Genomic DNA, 16711 nt, shown 5'->3' with positions numbered 1-16711 from the left:
TCTAGAAGAATGAAAGCCCATCCAACTGCTCAAACAACTCCCGCTGCATCACCTTCAACCGTTGCTTCATCATGATGGGAAACCCAGTCGCATCAATCGCCTCCTGCAACGTCAGCTTGCGGGTAATGACGTCTTCTACATCGCGGCCAAAGGTATCTTGATTCCGTCGTGGAATCACCACCGCACCAAGTACTCGGTCGGCGTTCTCTTGGTACACAGGCATCTCATGCAGTTGCTTCCCCTCCCTCTCAATCCGACCGAAGTATTCGTTGATCCACAGCACAATGTTCTGCGCGTCCGAAGTCTGGGCCAGCCGAGCAAAGCCGCTCAGAGTATCCCCGAGCGCCTGTCCTCCCGTAATCACGCAATGGATATACAGCCTCCGCTTCGAATCACGCAACATCCCCATTGCATTGTTCTCAAGCATGTAATTCCACAGAGGGATGAATGTAGAAGCACCGTTATCAACGATGAAGGTTCCCTGTTCTGTGAGCAACTTCTCCATGAGTCCATCAAACGCCCGTTGATCCACGGACCCATCCTGGAGCAGTTCCAGTCGATCCACCGCAAGCTCTCGATACTGAGAGAAGGTCTGGTTCACCGGATCCGTATCGATGCAGTGGAGCGGCGTCTTCTGTCGATGTCGAAAATACTGAGCAAGAAGCGAAGCGACCAGACTCTTCCCAACACCGCCCTTACCCTGCAGTGAGAAGTGAATGTCACTTTCCCAAGCCACCCCATTCGCCTTACTGGATGTCATGCGTTGTCGCCTCATTTCTTCCCAAACAGATCTTCGTCCGACATCGTGCCGGTGTATTCAAATCCCGGACGACGCTGCCCTACCCTATGGAGATTGGCCAGCGGATCTCCACCCTTACGATCTGAGCTTCTTTCCCCGGCCTCTCTGCTCACTCTAAGAATGGAGATCGCCCAACAGAGCGTCGAGTAAGGAATCGAAACGCCATCTGCCTTCAGTCGAGCCTGAACCGCGCGGATCGAATGCCCAGCATCAAGGCAGGAACGAATGGACGGCCACAACCGTCGGATCACTCCGATCCGGCTCGCGGGTGCTTCGGCGGCAAATTCGTCCAGTTGCGGCATAGCGTCGGTCTTCAACATCAACGAGGGCTCTGTCCAAAGATTTACAACACCTTCCAAACAAATACAAGCTAGCTTGCATTACTTCCAAGAACTTCTAAGATGTTCTAACGCATTCCAACATCTTCTGACCGAACTCTTTCCAGCCCAACATCATGCAACAAAGACGGTGGTAGTGGAACATAAAGGAGATTACAGGGGTTACGCCGATTTCTCTTGCCCAAGGGCAGCAATATCAATAACATGAGCTTACAGGACAGGCTAGCTTGCACAGTAGGAGCTTTCTGTATGGCGAAATCCCGTCAGTTCAACATGGTTATGGATGAGCATCAGCTCGACATCGCAAGGCAAGCGGCCAGAACCAAAGGTTTCGATTCCCTCTCTGCCTACATCCGGGATCTCCTCGATAAGGACACTCGCGCCGCCAGTCAGCACGAGAGACTCGAAGCAACAGTGGCAGCCAGCATCGACCGCGTCGCCAAAGAGATGCGCCGACTCCACAACGCCAACCAAGCGCTGTTTGCCCTAACGGATAGCCTAGTCAAACTCTTCCTCACATGTACGCCAGAGCCCCCAGCAGAATCGCTCGACGCCACCAAGCGTCGCGCGAAACTTCGTTACGACCGGTTTCTGCTTTCTGTCGCGCAGAATATGTCTGGAGCCGTGCTCGACATCTTGAGGGCGGACGACAATGCGGGATGAATCGACGATCAAGCTGCGCCCTCGCCGACCGAGACTCTCCCGCGACGAGAGTAAGTCCTGGTCCAAAGCGTTCAAGTCTTTGATGCGAATCGCCAGAATGACCAGAAGTCACAAAAACAGTCAGCCCTTGGTAGCGTCACCGAGAAAGCGGCATAAACAGCGGTGCGTCATTCGGGTGACTTACTCTCCCAACCACATCCGAGGCCAGTGGTCCGCTCACGGTCGCTACCTCTCGCGCGAAAGTGCAAATAGTGAGGGCGTCGGATTCACGGCGAGCACGAACGCAGCCATCATCCCGGAGACACTGGGCGCATGGCAGAAAGCTGGCGACCCAAGGCTCTTCAAGATGATCGTGTCGCCCGAGTTTGGCGAGCGGCTCGATCTCAAGCAGCACACAAGGCAACTGATGAAGCGGCTCTCTCAAGAACTCGGAGCCGAACTCGAATGGGTCGCAGTAGCGCACTTCAACACCGGCCACCCGCACCTACACGTAGCCATCCGGGGAGTCACGACACTAGGTCAACTCAGACTGCCTCGGAATGTAATCAAGCACTCCATCCGCCGCCACGCCGAAGACCTCTGCACCGAACAACTCGGCTTCCGCACTGTAAACGACGCCATCGAATCCGAACGCCGCGAAGTAGCCGCACTCAACATCACGAGCTTGGATAGAGAGATTCAAAGGCGAATGTCTCTAACAAGCGGGGCCTTCGCCAAGATGGAACTCGAACCGACTGAAGGGCCGGACCGACGCGCACTCCACACGCATCATCTCGCCGCACGCCTCCACTTCTTGGCCAAGCTAGGGCTAGCGGAATCCCAGACGCAAAATCGCTGGCTTGTCTCGCAAGACTTTCACTCAAAGCTCCGCGGCCTACAACTCGAGAACGATCGACAACGCAGCATCTTCGATAAATCCCCCAAGCCGAATCAGGCCCGAACCTCCCGCCAACTCTAGCAAGCACACACGTAGCCAATCGCACGTTCATCCGAGTCAAGACCATTGACAACTGGAACAACCGCGACCATACTGCCCTCATCTAGCCTGTACAAGCTAGCATTCATCACTATGAAAAACAATCTCCAAACTCTGAAAACACCGAACTCTGATTTCCGAGCCGAGAACGGCGCTGAGCCCCTCGCAGACTCGGGCTTCGAAGGCGAAGATGCGGAAACGGATTTCGACGAAAGGATGTGAGCCATGCCTAACGACCCCACCTCCGAAGCAGTTCCGACGAAACGGGACTTCCGCAAAGAGGTTACCGACCGGATCATTGAGATGCTCGAACACGGCACTGCTCCTTGGCAGAAGCCGTGGGAGCCGGGTTCACTGCAACTCCCCTTCAATCCGACAACAGACAAGGGCTATCGCGGCGGCAATGCGATTCATTTGATGGCCGTGGGCACAAGTAAGGGCTTCGACGATCCACGCTGGCTCACCTACAAGCAGGCCGCAGCAAATGGTTGGCAGGTTCGAGCCGGTGAAAAGGGAACTCAGATTGAGTTCTGGCAGTTCAGCGAAGATGCGAGAAAAACTCAGAGCACTGACAAGAATCCAAAGTTCGAAGCCTCCACCAATGAGTACCAAGCGCCGCTGCGAAAGGTCTTCACGGTATTCAACGCAAGCCAGATCGACGGTATGGAGCCATACCTTCCAAAGACACGATCAGATTGGGAGATCGCCGAATCTGGCGACTCGATCCTGAAAAACTCGGGAGCAAGAATCTCCCACGATCAGAACGACCGTGCCTTCTATAGTCGCTCCCAAGATCGCATCCATCTGCCACCTGTCCTTAGCTTCCGAACGGCGGCAGACTACTACGGCACAGCCTTGCACGAGCTTGCGCATTGGAGCGGACATCCCGACCGGCTCAATCGTCCAACGCTGAACGAGAGCTATAACTTCGGAGATCTCAACTACGCAAAAGAAGAACTCCGAGCGGAACTCACCAGTGTCTTCCTTGCCGCCGAGCGAGGGATTCCTCACAATCCAGAGCAGCACGCCGCATACGTTCAATCCTGGATCAAGGCGCTCAGCGACGACAAGAATGAGATCTTCCGTGCCGCGAAGGACGCGCACCGCGCCGCCGACTACATCTTAGATCTTGAGCGGGGCAAGCAACTCCGCACCGAGACCTCGGAGCACGTTGCTTCATTCGAGCGAAGCGCTGGAGCGGTCGCGATTACGGAGAAAGAAACAGCAACCGAGCACCGCGATCCGGTCGCTTCAAAAGGCGCAGCCAGAATCGAAACAGAGAAGATTCTCGATGGGGAAGTGGAGGGCCGTCGCCCACCGAGCGAGCAAGCTCTCAAGCAATCCTTACACTCAGCTAAGGCCGCAGTGAAAGAGCTGATGGGCGAGAACACAAAGACCTACCCGGCCGACACGGATTCCGGAAAGTATCGAGGGGTAGTGCTGGCAGAAACCGAGCACCATGTGATTCAGCAAGTCAGCGCCAAGAGCGCCGTCGCCCACGAAAAGCACCTGCTCCCAGAGATCCCGCAAGCGACCAACAACATCTTGATTTCCTACTCAAATCAGATCGCACAGCTCAAACCAAACCAAGAGCGCCAGCGTTCTCACTCATTATCGCGTTGAGCCACACAATGACTCCCTCCGATCCAAAGGTCTATCGAACTCCACCCGACCCTGGTTTCGTCGGGGGCTACAACTGGTCTGCAATGTTGACCGGACTCGGCCTGCTGCTCGTCGTGAACATCACGGCGACGCAGTTCATCGCCCATCAGCTCCGCTACCAACGAGCGCTCGGCGCTCCTATCCTCATTCACGCTGGCCATTCCATCTATCAACCTACGGCATGGGCCTTCTGGCTACTCCAGCACAGCAACACAGCCAGTCTTCAGGTCAAGCAGCCACTACTAGGAGGCGCACTAATCGTGGTGGTCGGATCGGCGATCACCGTCATGATCGTCTACGCACTCAACCTCCGTCGCGCTCGCCGCCTCTCGGCCAACACGGAAGACTTACACGGTTCGGCTCGCTGGGCGAATGCATCCGACATCAAGGAAACCGGACTCCTCCAATCGACACAAGGAGTCTACGTCGGAGGTTGGCTAAACCCGTCCACCCAACGGCTGCACTATCTCCGCCACAACGGTCCAGAACACATCCTCGCGTTCGCACCCACGCGAAGCGGCAAGGGCATTGGACTCGTCATTCCTACCTTACTCGCGTGGTCCGAGTCAGCGGTCGTCTACGACATCAAGGGCGAGAACTGGGCCCGTACAGCAGGCTTCCGGGTCACAGCCGGTCATCTCTGTTTCAAATTCTCTCCGGTCGAGGTAGCGAACGGCTCCCGCTTCAACCCACTCGCAGAAGTTCGAATCGGAACCTCGCGCGACGTGTCCGACGCCCAGAACGTTGCCGACATGATCGTCCGCACGGGCGAAGACAGCCCCATGGAACGCTACTGGCAGGATGCCGCAGCCTCCATCACCACAGGCATGATCCTTCACGTCTGTTACGCAGCCGCAGCTTCGGGACGTGTCGCAAGCCTGGGTGACCTCGCATCGACTTTTACTCGGCCAGGTCAAAGCTTTCGCGACACCTTGAACGAACTCGAGAACTTCCCCCACGATCCCCAGCACGGCCACAGATGGAAGACCTCAGACGGAGAAAAGACCACGACTCACCCTGTCGTACGTGAGAAGGTCCGCGAGATGCTCGACAAAGAGGACAAAGACTTCTCGGGCGTTCTCTCTACCGCTAAGACCGCACTCACCCTGTACAGCGACCCTCTCGTTGCAAAGAACACTGCAGCCAGCGACTTCACCATCGACGATCTGGTCAATCACAACCGACCAGTTTCGCTCTACCTCGTCGTTCCGCCCTCCGACAAGATCCGCCTACGCCCACTCATTCGACTGATCTTCACCATGATCGTAAACCGACTCACCGAGCGAATGGATTTCGAAGGCGCAGCGCAAAAACGCAATCGCCACCGACTCCTGTTTATGGTGGACGAGTTCCCGTCCCTCAAGCGAATGGAGATCTTCGCAGACGCGCTCTCCTACATGGCTGGCTATGGCCTGAAAGCTTATCTAATCACCCAAGACATCCGCCAGATCGTTGACGAATACGGCCCAAACGAGAGCATCGTCTCGAATTGCCACGTACGTGTTGCCTATGCTCCCAACCAGTTCGACACAGCAGAACTGCTCTCAAAGATGACTGGCACTAAGACCATCCAGAAGGCCACCTTCAACTTCTCCGGCTCTCGCTTAGCTCCCATCGCTGACCACATGTCCGCAACAGTCGATCAAGTAGAACGTCCTCTCGTCACACCGGACGAGGTCATGCGCCTAAGGCCTCCAAGAAAAAGCGGTGAAGGCGCCAACGAGCGCATCACCGCACCTGGCGACATGCTGATCTTCGTCAGCGGCCACCACCCCATATACGGCACTCAGATTCTGTACTTCACCGACCCAGTCCTCAAGCATCGTGCCGAGATCGCGCCCCCGACGAAGTTCTCTGCCATCGGCGAGAGTTACATCGCGCCACAACCGCCTGTGGATCGAAGCCGAAACGCCATCCTCCGAGCTGAGTTCACACCGCAATCCCCGATGGAAGCTGCTTTTCTAGCTGAGTTGAATGGCGAGGCGCCAACCAAGCCAGGTTTCATCGAGCAGCTCGACATGGATCTCCACGAAGAAAGGAAGGACTGAAATGCAAAAGAACCGCATCGAGCTAGCAGGCTACCTGGCCGACAAACCACAAGTCCGATACATGCCCTCGGGCACACCTGTCGCGAATGTTCGGATGGCCGAAGGCTATCGCTACACCGACCGAAACAACGAAACGCAAGAGCACACCAACTGGCACAACCTCGTCTTCTACGGTGAACTCGCCGACATTGCTGTGAGCTATGAGAAGGGTGAGAACATCTTCGTCGAGGGGACTCTGCAAGCCCGCAAATTCACACCAAAAGACGGAAGCCCACGAACCATCCACGAAGTCATCGCCCGCAGCGTCTATCTGATCGCCAAGTCTCGCGCGGGGAAGGAAGCTCCCGGAGACAACGCACCGCAGCGAGAAGAGGCATCGATCGCGCCGATCAATGTTGTAGAGGATGGCGAAGCCGATGTCTGGCCGTCATAAGCATCTGGTCGCTTCGCTCATCGCCGCGTTCAGCGCCCTCGTTACTCTGACGGCGATTGCAGCGATCATGGGCGTCCGCATCAACACAAGCTACAGCCTCCCCCTTGGCCTGTACGTGAAAGCTAACGACCCCACCGCAAATCTGATCGAGTTCTGCCCTACTGAACCATACGCAACCGAATCTGCCTCGCGAAACTACCGCACCCGCAGTGTGATCTGCGCCGATGGTGCAGCGCCGCTACTCAAGCCGATCATCGCCCAACCCGGTGATGCCGTCACCGTCACCTCAAACGGAATCGAGGTGAACGGTCGCTTGCTTCCCAACACACGTCCAGTTCCATTCGACGCCGCCGGAAGGCCCCTTCATTCATGGCCAAAGGGGGAATATCTGGTCGCCGACGGAACGCTATGGGTGGCCTCAACCTACAACGCTGGCAGCTATGACTCCCGCTATATGGGACCAATTCAAATCACTCAGATTCGTGGGAGGCTTCGCCCGTTATGGCTACTTCCTGGCTAGCAAGTATGGCGCTCGCAATGTTGATCGGATTCGCCGCCTGGCGCGGTCCAGCCTTGCTGCTTGCGCTCGCGATCCTCATGCCGATACTGGTATTTCGCCAACCCAATCGCATCCGTGCAGCAACCATTGCGATGGCCTATTTCCTCACGGCCTCCTATCCGATCCTGGCGGTCTCCCTAGCCTTCGAGCCAAGCCAACCATTCCTAGGACCGCTACTCTGGGTCCTCGCAGCAATGCTCCTCACGACACCATGGGCGATACTCTGGAGCCCGTTCCCTCAGCAGCGACTCTGGAGATGTCCCGCAGCATTGGCGCTATCAACGATCCCACCGCTTGGCCTGATCGGATGGGCATCACCACTGACGGCATCTGGAATCTTGTTTCCAGGTACCGGTTACCTAGGGATCGCGGCAACGGCGATCCTCCCCGCCATGAAGCCGCTGGTCTTCCTAACAGCCATCCTAATCGCGAACACGTTCTACCAGCCAGCAGCATCGCAGCAAATCCAAGCGATTCAAACGACCGCAAGCAATGACTTATTCCAAATGGAAGAATCTTCACGCCTAGCCATCCACTCGTCCAAGGCAAAGCTAACAATACTTCCCGAAGGCGCTATCCGCCGCTGGACCGAAGCCACTGAGGCATTCTGGGAGCCCACGATCGAGCGACTTGAAAGGACTCACCGATCCGCACTCATCGGAGCGGGCATCCCAATCCCCGGATCATCGCAATACCGAAACGCAGTGGTTGCAATCGGCGAATGGAACACCAAACCCTTCGATCAACGCATCCCGATTCCGCTCGGAATGTGGAAGCCCTTCGGCCCCGCCGACGGCGTTCCACTGAATGTCACCGGTCCAGGAACGATGCAGATCGGACCTCACAAGCTAGCGATCCTCATCTGCTACGAACAGCTTCTCGTCTGGCCCATGCTGCAATCCGCGCTCGAGAATCCAACACTCATCGTCGGAATCTCCAACGCCTCCTGGACCAAACACACCAGCATCCCCGCCGCGCAAGAGACCAGCCTCAAGGCCTGGTCTCGCCTGTTCGGCATCCCTTATGTCTCAGCAATTCAACTATGAGGTGCCCAAATGCAACCAGCGCAAGACCCTCAGGCGGTCCTCACCATCCGCGACGTGGCAGATCTCCTGCGATGTTCGAAGACACATGTATCAAATGTGATCAACGGAAAAATACCCGGAACTCCACGCCTAGCCCATCTGTCGATGGGGCGGCGAAAACTAGTCCGAAGGGAATGGCTCGACCAGTGGTTAGAAGCCAGCAAGGAGCGGTGTTAGTCTCGGAAGTAGGTCAGGATGTTCCGCTGTGGACGCAAGAAAAGGAACAATCGATGCGTCGAAAGCGGTATCAGCGCGGCAGTTTGAAGCCGCGCAAAAGGAATGGAAAAACTTATTGGTATGCCCAATGGAGGGAGGATGGAAAGCCAAGATCCAAGGAACTTGGACTCTGTAACAAAGTGAGTCGATCGGAGGCCGAGTCGAAGTTGGCCGAGATTCTTCACAGTCAAAACTCTCAGGCTGGACAGTCGGTAGCACCGATCTACACCTTCGGCCAATTCGTCGAAGTGACCTATCTGCCGGTCTACCGCCGCAAGTGGAAACCATCCACAGCGGTCACGGAAGAGAACAGACTCACCGCAAATCTTGTTCCGGATCTGGGATTTATGCTGATGTCCGAAGTCACTCGAGAATCGCTGCAAACGCTTCTGGATGTGAAAGCGAATACTCTTACCAGGAGTATGGTGGATCATCTCCGCTTTCGTCTCCGCTCTATTTTCACGCTAGGAATGAGTGAGGGAGTCGTAGATCGAAATCCAGCGATGGCTCTATACACGCCCCGTCACTGTCAACCCGCCCGACCACGCAAGGTTCTGAAAATTGAGGAGGCGGCGAGAATGCTCGACGCGCTGGATTTGCGAGAGAAGCTCATTGCCCGATTCGCAACTTGGGAAGGAATGCGACCGGGAGAAATCCTAGCCTTACAAGTAGGTGATGTGGAAAGCAATTGTGTGTGGGTTCGACGGCGACTTTACCGAGGCCAGATCGACACCCCAAAAACGAAGCGATCCTACCGGCAAGTTGCCCTGTCCCAAGGGACTACAAGCCTTTTAGGAGCTTGGATCACAAAGCTCGACACTGCCAACTCCCAAGCGTGGCTATTCTCGACGGAGAACAACACACCAATCTGGCGAGACAACGTTTGGCTGCGCAACATGCGGCCCAAACTGAAGGCCGTCGGTCTCGAATGGGCAAACTTCCAGGTGATGCGCCGCACTTTTGCGACCCTCTCAAGGCAAGCCGGAGTCGATGCTCACACCCGTTCGGCACAGATGGGCAACACCGTAGATGTTAACGAGAACGAGTACGCCGTCAGCACCTTCGAGGATCGGCTGGCAGCAGTTCGTCACTTGGAGACAACGATCCAGTAGTCAATCGTGGGGCGAGGCATTCAGGCAAAGCCGCTCCAAACAGAAACAAAGTGAGGGGAAAAGAGACCCGAAAAGGCGTTCAGAAGAGATAAAGCAGTAATCGCAGTAACGAAGGGTTCTAGGAGTATTCCTAAGTCGTTGATTCTATGGAGCGGGAGACCGGGATCGAACCGGCGACGTTCAGCTTGGGAAGCTGACATTCTACCGCTGAATTACTCCCGCTCAGCGTGTCTGCACTTTCAATCTATCATATTCATTTTTGTTTGCAAGCCCTTCTCCAATGGGCCTACCTCCCCATCTCATTGATGTCTAAGCACTTTTTCACTTAAAGATTTCCAGACACCAGTTCGATCATCTGGGGGATGACATTGCTCGAGCATTCTTCCCCGACCGCCTCCTCTGCGCTCCAATGCATCGTCATTGAAACCAGCGATGAGCAAACTCTTCGCGATCTTGCCGCCCGCACCCAACTCCCCATCCTGGTCCTGCTCCCCGACTACCAACACGCCACGGCAGCCCGCTTCCGCAGCCTTGGCGCTTTCGACGTTCTTCCAACAGACAATGCCGCGATCGACAGATCGCCAACACCGCGTCGCTGGCGGCAAGCGATCGTCGGCCAGTGTCCGGCGATCGAGGTGCTAGCCGACGCGATTGCCCTCATTGCCGAACGGCGCAGTACCGTCCTCATCACAGGCGAGACAGGAACCGGCAAAGAGGTCGTCGCCCGGGCACTGCACCAAGCCAGTGGGCGCAAGGGGCCAATGGTCTCGATCAACTGTACAGCGTTGCCCGAATCCTTACTCGAGGCCGAACTCTTCGGACACACCAAAGGAGCCTTCACTGGCGCTCAGTCAGCCCGTACCGGGCTCTTTGAAGCGGCAAATCACGGCACGATCTTTCTCGACGAAATTGGCGATATGCCTCTTGAACTGCAAGCAAAATTGCTCCGGGTGCTGCAAGAGCGGCAGATCCAGCGGCTGGGCGCCACAGAAACCATTGCGATTGATGCACGCGTGATCGCCGCTACCAATGTGGACCTTCTCAGCAAAGTCGAAGATGGCCGTTTCCGCGAAGATCTCTACTTCCGTCTCAACGTCGTTCCTCTCCATCTCCCCCCACTCCGCGAGCGGAAAGGCGACCTCGTCATGCTCGCCCGGCACTTCGTGGAAAAGATTTGCACTATCGAAAAACTGCCGCTCAAAAAGCTATCGCTGCCCGCACTCCTGCGGCTCGAAGAGTATCATTGGCCCGGCAATATCCGCGAATTGGAAAACACCATCGAGCGAGCAATTGCGCTCAGCGGCAATCGTCTCGACCTCCTGCCCGGCGATTTCCTGCTCCCCATCCGAATGCGAGCGAAAGCGCCCATGGACTATGCCGCGCCGATCACGATTCCTGAAAATGGCCTTGATTTCACAGCGATCATCGAGAGCATTGAACGCGGCATGATCGAGCAAGCACTGCAACGCACCAAGGGCAACAAGAGTGCGGCCGCCGAACTACTCCAGCTCAAGCGCACTACCCTTGGCGCCAAGATGCAAAAACTCAGCGCGTAAGCGGATCCTCTTCCCAAGGAGGCGTCGCCGCAATCAGCGCGGCCAGATCTGGTTCCACACGCCCCAGTTCTTCCTTCATCTTCCAGGCGATTTCGCGATAGCTGAAATGCCCCTTCACCCCACTGCGCAGCCGCGAAATGTACTCCACCTCGGCAAAATCCATTTTGAACAGAAAGCGGCTATGCGCTCCAAAGGGCAGCAAATACTGCGCCGCTGGCTGCGGCAAGGAACGATACACCCGGAGCGCTTCGTCCATCGCAGCACGGTAAATATCCCGCAGCGGTCCCGCCGTGAAGGACCCCGGAACCGAATACCCCAATTCCCCCGTATAAGCCTGCCGCAACTGCACACAGCGCCGGTGCCGATGCAGATCGCGATAGGCCCCAATATCCATCACGATATCGAACACATACGGGCCGCCCCGGAACTGCTTCAGCAGCTCGTCATAGCGGCCACGAGACCCCAGCGCGACGCCGATCACCTCGTTGCGCACTGCTTGGCTCGTAGCTTCAGCCCACACATAGAGTTCGCGATAAGGCCGCGTGGTCACCGGATACAGCAGCGAGGCGACAATGTCGGCCATCGGTGTGCGAGGGCAATCTAAAGTCACCGAAGCAGCATCGCAAGAACTCACAGCAGCCGCCGGTAAATTCTGCGCCGCCCAAAGCGACAAATCCCGATGTGCCGCCGGACCATGCTGCTCCGGATCCACATACTTCGCCAAGGTCGGCGCGACAGGCTCCCCCACACTCGCATCCCAAACGCAACCCGGCGGCGCCGCAACCGCGGCAGCAGCCTCGCCCGCCACCTCGCGGATCTCCGCAAACTCGCTCGCCTTCAGCCGCCGAATCTGCTTCTCCAGCGTTCGAATACTCGTCACCTGCCCCACATTCGTCGGAATCCCAAAAAACAGCACGTAGCGCGCCACATCAAAGGCCCGAGCCTTCAAATTACGCTCATAGGCATCGGGCTTCATGTCGGCAGGACGCGGCAGGCTCGCCGTCAACTCGGCAAACTTCAGCGCATGCAGTTGCTCATAGGCAGCCAGCAGGGCCCGGCCCGCCTCCTGATAGCGCCTGGCATCCGATGTGGAAAGGTCCGGCGGGGTCACAAAACCCAGCTTCGAGAAATCCTGGTAGCGCGTGCTCTTCGCCTGCCCATCCCAAAGCTGCTCGTCTTCGATCTCGGTTGCGGCCAGTTCGGAGACGCCCTCCCAGCAAATCCCCAGATGCCCCAGATCCGCAATCGAGGCATGCCCATACTGAAAGTAAAAACTCTCGAGAAATTTCTGCGAATTGTGGGTGCGCACCCACTCCAGCGATTCAACAATCGAATCGGCACTGCGGCTGTAACGGGCCAGCGCGTAGGCGCTCTTCTCGGCTGGCATCGGGGACATAGCGATCACTCGGGACATCGGGTTATCCTTCGAGTTTCCCATGACCATCAAAATCAAGCGCGTGCATCCTGACGCGCAACTCCCCACCTACGCTCACGGACCGCTCGAAGACGCCGGAATGGACCTCCGCAGCGTCGAGGCCACCACCATTGCGCCCTCGCAGACCTACGCCGTCGCCACAGGTCTTTCGATTGAATTGCCGCCCGGCTACGAAGCCCAGATTCGCCCCCGTTCCGGCCTCGCCTTCAAGCACTCAATCACCATCCCCAACGCCCCCGGCACCATCGACCCGGCCTATCGCGGCGAAATCAAGGTCATTCTCCACAACCTCGGCGCCGAAGCCTTCCAAATCCACCCCGGCGACCGCATCGCCCAGATGATCATTGCCCGCTACGAGGCGATCGAATGGCAGGAAGCCGATCTCGCCGGTTCCACACGCGGCGAAGGTGGCTTTGGCTCGAGCGGCGTCAAGTAGACGCGTTCAACTCCCCGGCAATATGCTGGCCAGCCGAACCTGCTGGCCAGTATATTGATCTCCTCCCTTTCGAATGAATCCGCATCCCAGGACACAGCGCTAAATCGAGCTCCACCGTCTCACGCCAACCCAGCGCAGACAGCCCGCTGCGGCAATACACCATTTAGCCGATCGACAGAAAAGAACATCCTCCCTAGCAATTGGGCCACTGCCCAATCCTCCAATATTCTTTGCAATACAACTCCTTCTTCACTCGATGACTCGCATTTGACGACTAACGACGAGACTTGTATAATTTATTAGTCTATTAACTCGATCATATTTATATAGTATGACTCTGAACTCTGCGCGAAACCTCCTGGGTGAGCCGGACGGACGGACACAAGGAGCTTGCATGAAGGTCGCATTATCAATTTTGTTTTCGATACTCTCCGTGGTCGCGTTGGCGCAGGCCGATCGCGCAACCGTCACGGGAACCATTAAGAATCCGAGCGGGGCGCCAATCGGCGGGTTAGCCGTGGCGATCATCCATCAGGATTCCGGAATCCGCTCTGCCGCCAACACGAGTGACACCGGGCTCTTCCGGATCGAGGGCTTGGCTCCCGGCCACTATCGAGTGCAAACAGAAGGTCCGGGAGCCCGGCTCGACTTCAATCTCGAGATCGTCCAACCCGGCCAAGTGATCGATGTCGGCGCCTTGGTGCTCGCCGCCCCGGCCGCGACTCCCGTCGCCAAGCCATCCCCGCAATCCGCTGAAAGCCAAATTCTCGAGCCACTCTCCCAGGAAATTACGGTGACGGCGCGCCGTGTCGAAGAGTCGGCGCAGAGCGTCCCGATTGCCTTAAGCGTTCTCAGCGGACAGGCCATCGAGCAAAGCGGGGCCTTCAACGTCGTTCGCCTCAAGGAAATGGTGCCGTCGCTCCAGTTCTATTCGTCAAACCCGCGAAACTCGGCCATCAACATCCGCGGTCTGGGTTCTCCCTTCGGCCTGACCAATGACGGCATCGAGCCCGGTGTCGGCTTTTATGTCGACGGCGTGTTCTTCGCGCGTCCTGCCGCGGCCACGCTCGATTTCATCGACATTGAGCGGATCGAAGTTCTTCGCGGCCCACAAGGCACTCTTTTCGGCAAGAACACCACGGCCGGGGCGATCAGCATCACCACGCGCCGTCCCACCTTTACTCCCGAAACAAATGTCGAGCTGAGTTTCGGTAACGTAGGCTACATCCAAGCAAAGGCATCGATCAGCGGTCCCTTAGGAAGAAAGTTGGCCGGACGCCTGTCCTTCTCCGGGACGCAGCGAGATGGAATGCTGCTCAACACGCGCACCAAAGACCCGGTGAATGATCTGAACAATCAGGGGCTCCGGGGCCAGTTGCTGTATATCCCGACCGATAAGCTCTCGATTCTCACCACGGTCGACTACACGCGTCAGCGTCCCAACGGCTACGCGCAAGTCATCGCGGGCGTGGCGCCCACCTTACGTCCGCTCAACCGTCAATGGGCCTCCATCGCATCCGACCTCCGCTATACCCCGCCAAGTTACAACGCATTTAACCGTCAGATCGATACCGATACGCCCTGGCGCTCCAATCAGGACATGGGCGGAGCCTCCGTCACTCTCGATTGGAACCGTGGCCCTGGCACACTCACCGCGATCACCGCCTGGCGCTATTGGGACTGGCAGCCTTCGAACGATCGCGACTTCACCGCCCTTCCCATCACGACCATCTCGGCGGCGCCCTCGAAGCAGCACCAGTGGACACAGGAAGTGCGCTACGCCGCCACGATCAATTCCCGGGTAAATTTTGTCGCCGGAGCCTTTCTCTTCGGTCAGAATCTGAAGCCATCCCCCTTCCACAAGCAGGAGCAAGGATCGGCAGCGGCGCGGTACCTTCTGGCCCCATCTGCTCTCGCAGCCACTCCCGGCTTGCTCGACGGCTATGGCCAGAACATCAACTTCGACTTCAATACCTTTAGCGCCTCCGGCTTCGGGCAAGTCGAGATCAACCTGACGCGCCGCTGGCGGCTCACGCCGGGTCTGCGCTTCAACTACGACAAGAAGGATCTGAACTACGACCAGCAAGTCTACGGAGGACTGCAAACCACCGACCCCGCGCTGATCGCCCTCCAGCGCTCCGTCCTGGCGCCGCTCACCTACCAGGCGCACGTTGCCGATAACAATGTCTCGGGACAACTGACCGTGGCCTATCAACTCACTGAAGGCGTCAACGCCTACGCAACCTACGCGACAGGCTTCAAGTCTGTTGGATTGAACCTTGGAGGCGTCCCGACTGACGCGGCCGGCGCTCCGATCACCTCGGCTGCGCTGGTTCGGCCAGAAGACGTGCGCAACGCCGAGATCGGCATCAAGACACAGCCCTTTGCCGGAGTCACTGCAAACTTCGCGGCCTTCAACACAGGCACGAAAGACTTCCAGACGCAGGTCGTCAATGCACAAGTCGGCGTGCTACGTGGTTATCTCGCCAATGCGGAGAAGGTCCGCGTGCGAGGTATCGAATTCGATGGGACGGCGAAACTCAGTGAAGACCTGTCACTCTATGCAGCTGCCTCCTTCACCGATGGCCGTTATATCTCCTTCCGCGATGCGCCGCCGCCGCTCGAAGACACAGGTGGCCCGCAGGCCAAAGATATCTCGGGGTCCCTTCTGCCCGGTATCTCGAAATGGGCTGGATCCTTCGGCGGCGAGTGGACCAAGCCCGCTACGGTGATGGGCCGCGCTGGGCACTTCTTCATCGGCGCCGATGCCAGCTTCCGCTCGAAGTACTCCTCGAGCCCCTCTTACTCGAAGTATCTGGTGGCCGACGGCTATGCGCTGCTGAATCCGCGCGTCGGCTTCCGCTCTTTGGAAAAATGGTCCATCTCGTTGTGGGCGCGCAATGTCACTGGCAGCAACTACTTCGAGCTGATGTCGGCCGCGCCGGGCAACTCCGGCTTATACGTTGGCCTCCCGGGCGATCGCCGCACCTTCGGACTGACGCTGCGCAAGACCTTCGCAGAGAAAAGCTCCGGCCCCAAAGCAACGCTTCCCGCCAAGGCCAGCATGAAGTCGGTCAAGCCGGAGACGCAGGGGAACTGAGCACACCCCCACTCGAGAATAGGAGCGGCCTCGACAACCGCTCAAATCGCGATGTTCCCGCTCTGCGTGTTGGCTTTCGACACGCAGAGCACCGACGATCGAGGCAAGAGGCGGAATGTGTTGCAAAGAACCCTGGGCGATCACAATTTGCAGGGAGAGTGCTAGCTCACGTCGATCAGACGAACCACCTGTTGCGGAAGTAAATCTGCCGGGTGCCCTCGTTACTTGTCCCTGCCGCATCCTATGATGCGATCATTCACCGCCTGCTAGGCTGATGGCGCAGTAAAGGCAAC

General features: G+C 57.3%; 15 protein-coding genes, 1 tRNA gene and 1 pseudogene. 13 read left to right on the top strand and 4 right to left on the bottom strand.

Annotated features, from left to right (window positions below; all coding sequences use genetic code 11):
• Position 1: 1 nt before the first annotated feature.
• Together M017_RS0111710 and M017_RS0111705 are read right to left on the bottom strand one after the other, a co-directional pair.
• On the bottom strand, positions 2-760 hold the full coding sequence (locus M017_RS0111710) for a P-loop NTPase family protein (RefSeq protein ID WP_051669897.1): 759 nt from the start codon (positions 758-760) through the stop codon (positions 2-4).
• 11 nt (positions 761-771) lie between these two features.
• The gene (locus tag M017_RS0111705; RefSeq protein ID WP_031498072.1) at positions 772-1119 is read right to left on the bottom strand and encodes a hypothetical protein; all 348 of its coding nucleotides are present in this window, start codon (positions 1117-1119) and stop codon (positions 772-774) included.
• Positions 1120-1386: 267 nt separating this feature from the next.
• On the opposite strand from M017_RS0111705, the gene M017_RS0111700 reads away from it, so the two are divergent.
• The 10 genes and pseudogenes from M017_RS0111700 (at position 1387) to M017_RS0111660 (ending at position 9891) form a co-directional block, all read left to right on the top strand.
• On the top strand, positions 1387-1800 hold the full coding sequence (locus M017_RS0111700) for a hypothetical protein (RefSeq protein WP_155121364.1): 414 nt from the start codon (positions 1387-1389) through the stop codon (positions 1798-1800).
• A gap of 175 nt (positions 1801-1975) precedes the next feature.
• Entirely contained in the window at positions 1976-2758 is a 783-nt protein-coding gene (locus M017_RS27640; RefSeq protein WP_155121363.1) for a relaxase/mobilization nuclease domain-containing protein, read from the top strand.
• A gap of 243 nt (positions 2759-3001) precedes the next feature.
• The gene (locus M017_RS0111685) at positions 3002-4399 is read left to right on the top strand and encodes an ArdC family protein (RefSeq protein WP_031498067.1); all 1398 of its coding nucleotides are present in this window, start codon (positions 3002-3004) and stop codon (positions 4397-4399) included.
• A gap of 8 nt (positions 4400-4407) precedes the next feature.
• Positions 4408-6486: a type IV secretory system conjugative DNA transfer family protein gene (locus M017_RS0111680; RefSeq protein ID WP_051669896.1), complete on the top strand. Its 2079-nt coding sequence runs from the start codon at positions 4408-4410 to the stop codon at positions 6484-6486.
• 1 nt (position 6487) lies between these two features.
• Positions 6488-6919 (top strand): single-stranded DNA-binding protein, encoded by a 432-nt coding sequence (locus M017_RS0111675; protein ID WP_051669894.1) that lies wholly within the window; start codon positions 6488-6490, stop codon positions 6917-6919.
• Complete coding sequence (gene traF, locus M017_RS27635; RefSeq protein WP_051669891.1) at positions 6903-7439, top strand: conjugative transfer signal peptidase TraF; 537 nt, start codon at positions 6903-6905, stop codon at positions 7437-7439. The genes M017_RS0111675 and traF overlap by 17 nt, the downstream gene beginning before the upstream one ends.
• 53 nt (positions 7440-7492) lie before the next feature.
• Positions 7493-8524 (top strand): carbon-nitrogen hydrolase family protein, encoded by a 1032-nt coding sequence (locus M017_RS0111665; RefSeq protein ID WP_162179898.1) that lies wholly within the window; start codon positions 7493-7495, stop codon positions 8522-8524.
• Between the two features lie 9 nt (positions 8525-8533).
• Positions 8534-8740, top strand: coding sequence for a helix-turn-helix domain-containing protein (locus M017_RS30710; RefSeq protein ID WP_035957782.1), 207 nt, complete (start codon positions 8534-8536; stop codon positions 8738-8740).
• Positions 8698-8886 (top strand): annotated as a pseudogene (locus M017_RS30870) (DUF6788 family protein); the annotation flags it as partial. The gene M017_RS30710 and the pseudogene M017_RS30870, both read left to right, overlap by 43 nt.
• Before the next feature lie 60 nt (positions 8887-8946).
• Positions 8947-9891, top strand: coding sequence for a tyrosine-type recombinase/integrase (locus M017_RS0111660; RefSeq protein ID WP_162179897.1), 945 nt, complete (start codon positions 8947-8949; stop codon positions 9889-9891).
• Between the two features lie 147 nt (positions 9892-10038).
• On the opposite strand, the gene M017_RS0111655 is transcribed toward M017_RS0111660, so the two are convergent.
• Positions 10039-10113: transfer RNA gene (locus tag M017_RS0111655), tRNA-Gly, on the bottom strand.
• Positions 10114-10253: 140 nt separating this feature from the next.
• Between M017_RS0111655 and M017_RS0111650 the strand changes: the two genes are divergently transcribed.
• Positions 10254-11447 (top strand): sigma-54 interaction domain-containing protein, encoded by a 1194-nt coding sequence (locus M017_RS0111650; protein WP_051669889.1) that lies wholly within the window; start codon positions 10254-10256, stop codon positions 11445-11447.
• Here M017_RS0111650 and M017_RS0111645 read toward each other — a convergent pair.
• A complete protein-coding gene (locus tag M017_RS0111645; RefSeq protein ID WP_238325868.1) occupies positions 11437-12843 on the bottom strand; it encodes an FAD-dependent thymidylate synthase in 1407 nt (468 codons plus the stop codon). The genes M017_RS0111650 and M017_RS0111645 overlap by 11 nt on opposite strands.
• Positions 12844-12883: 40 nt before the next feature.
• Between M017_RS0111645 and dut the strand changes: the two genes are divergently transcribed.
• Positions 12884-13318, top strand: coding sequence for a dUTP diphosphatase (gene dut / locus M017_RS0111640; protein ID WP_031498059.1), 435 nt, complete (start codon positions 12884-12886; stop codon positions 13316-13318).
• Positions 13319-13712: 394 nt separating this feature from the next.
• Positions 13713-16418, top strand: coding sequence for a TonB-dependent receptor (locus tag M017_RS0111635; protein ID WP_080507666.1), 2706 nt, complete (start codon positions 13713-13715; stop codon positions 16416-16418).
• Positions 16419-16711 lie beyond the last annotated feature (293 nt).

The sequence above is a fragment of the Bryobacter aggregatus MPL3 genome (assembly GCF_000702445.1).
Taxonomy (GTDB): domain Bacteria; phylum Acidobacteriota; class Terriglobia; order Bryobacterales; family Bryobacteraceae; genus Bryobacter; species Bryobacter aggregatus.
Note: the sequence above shows the minus strand (reverse complement) of the source record. Positions and strands in the feature narration are given on the sequence as shown.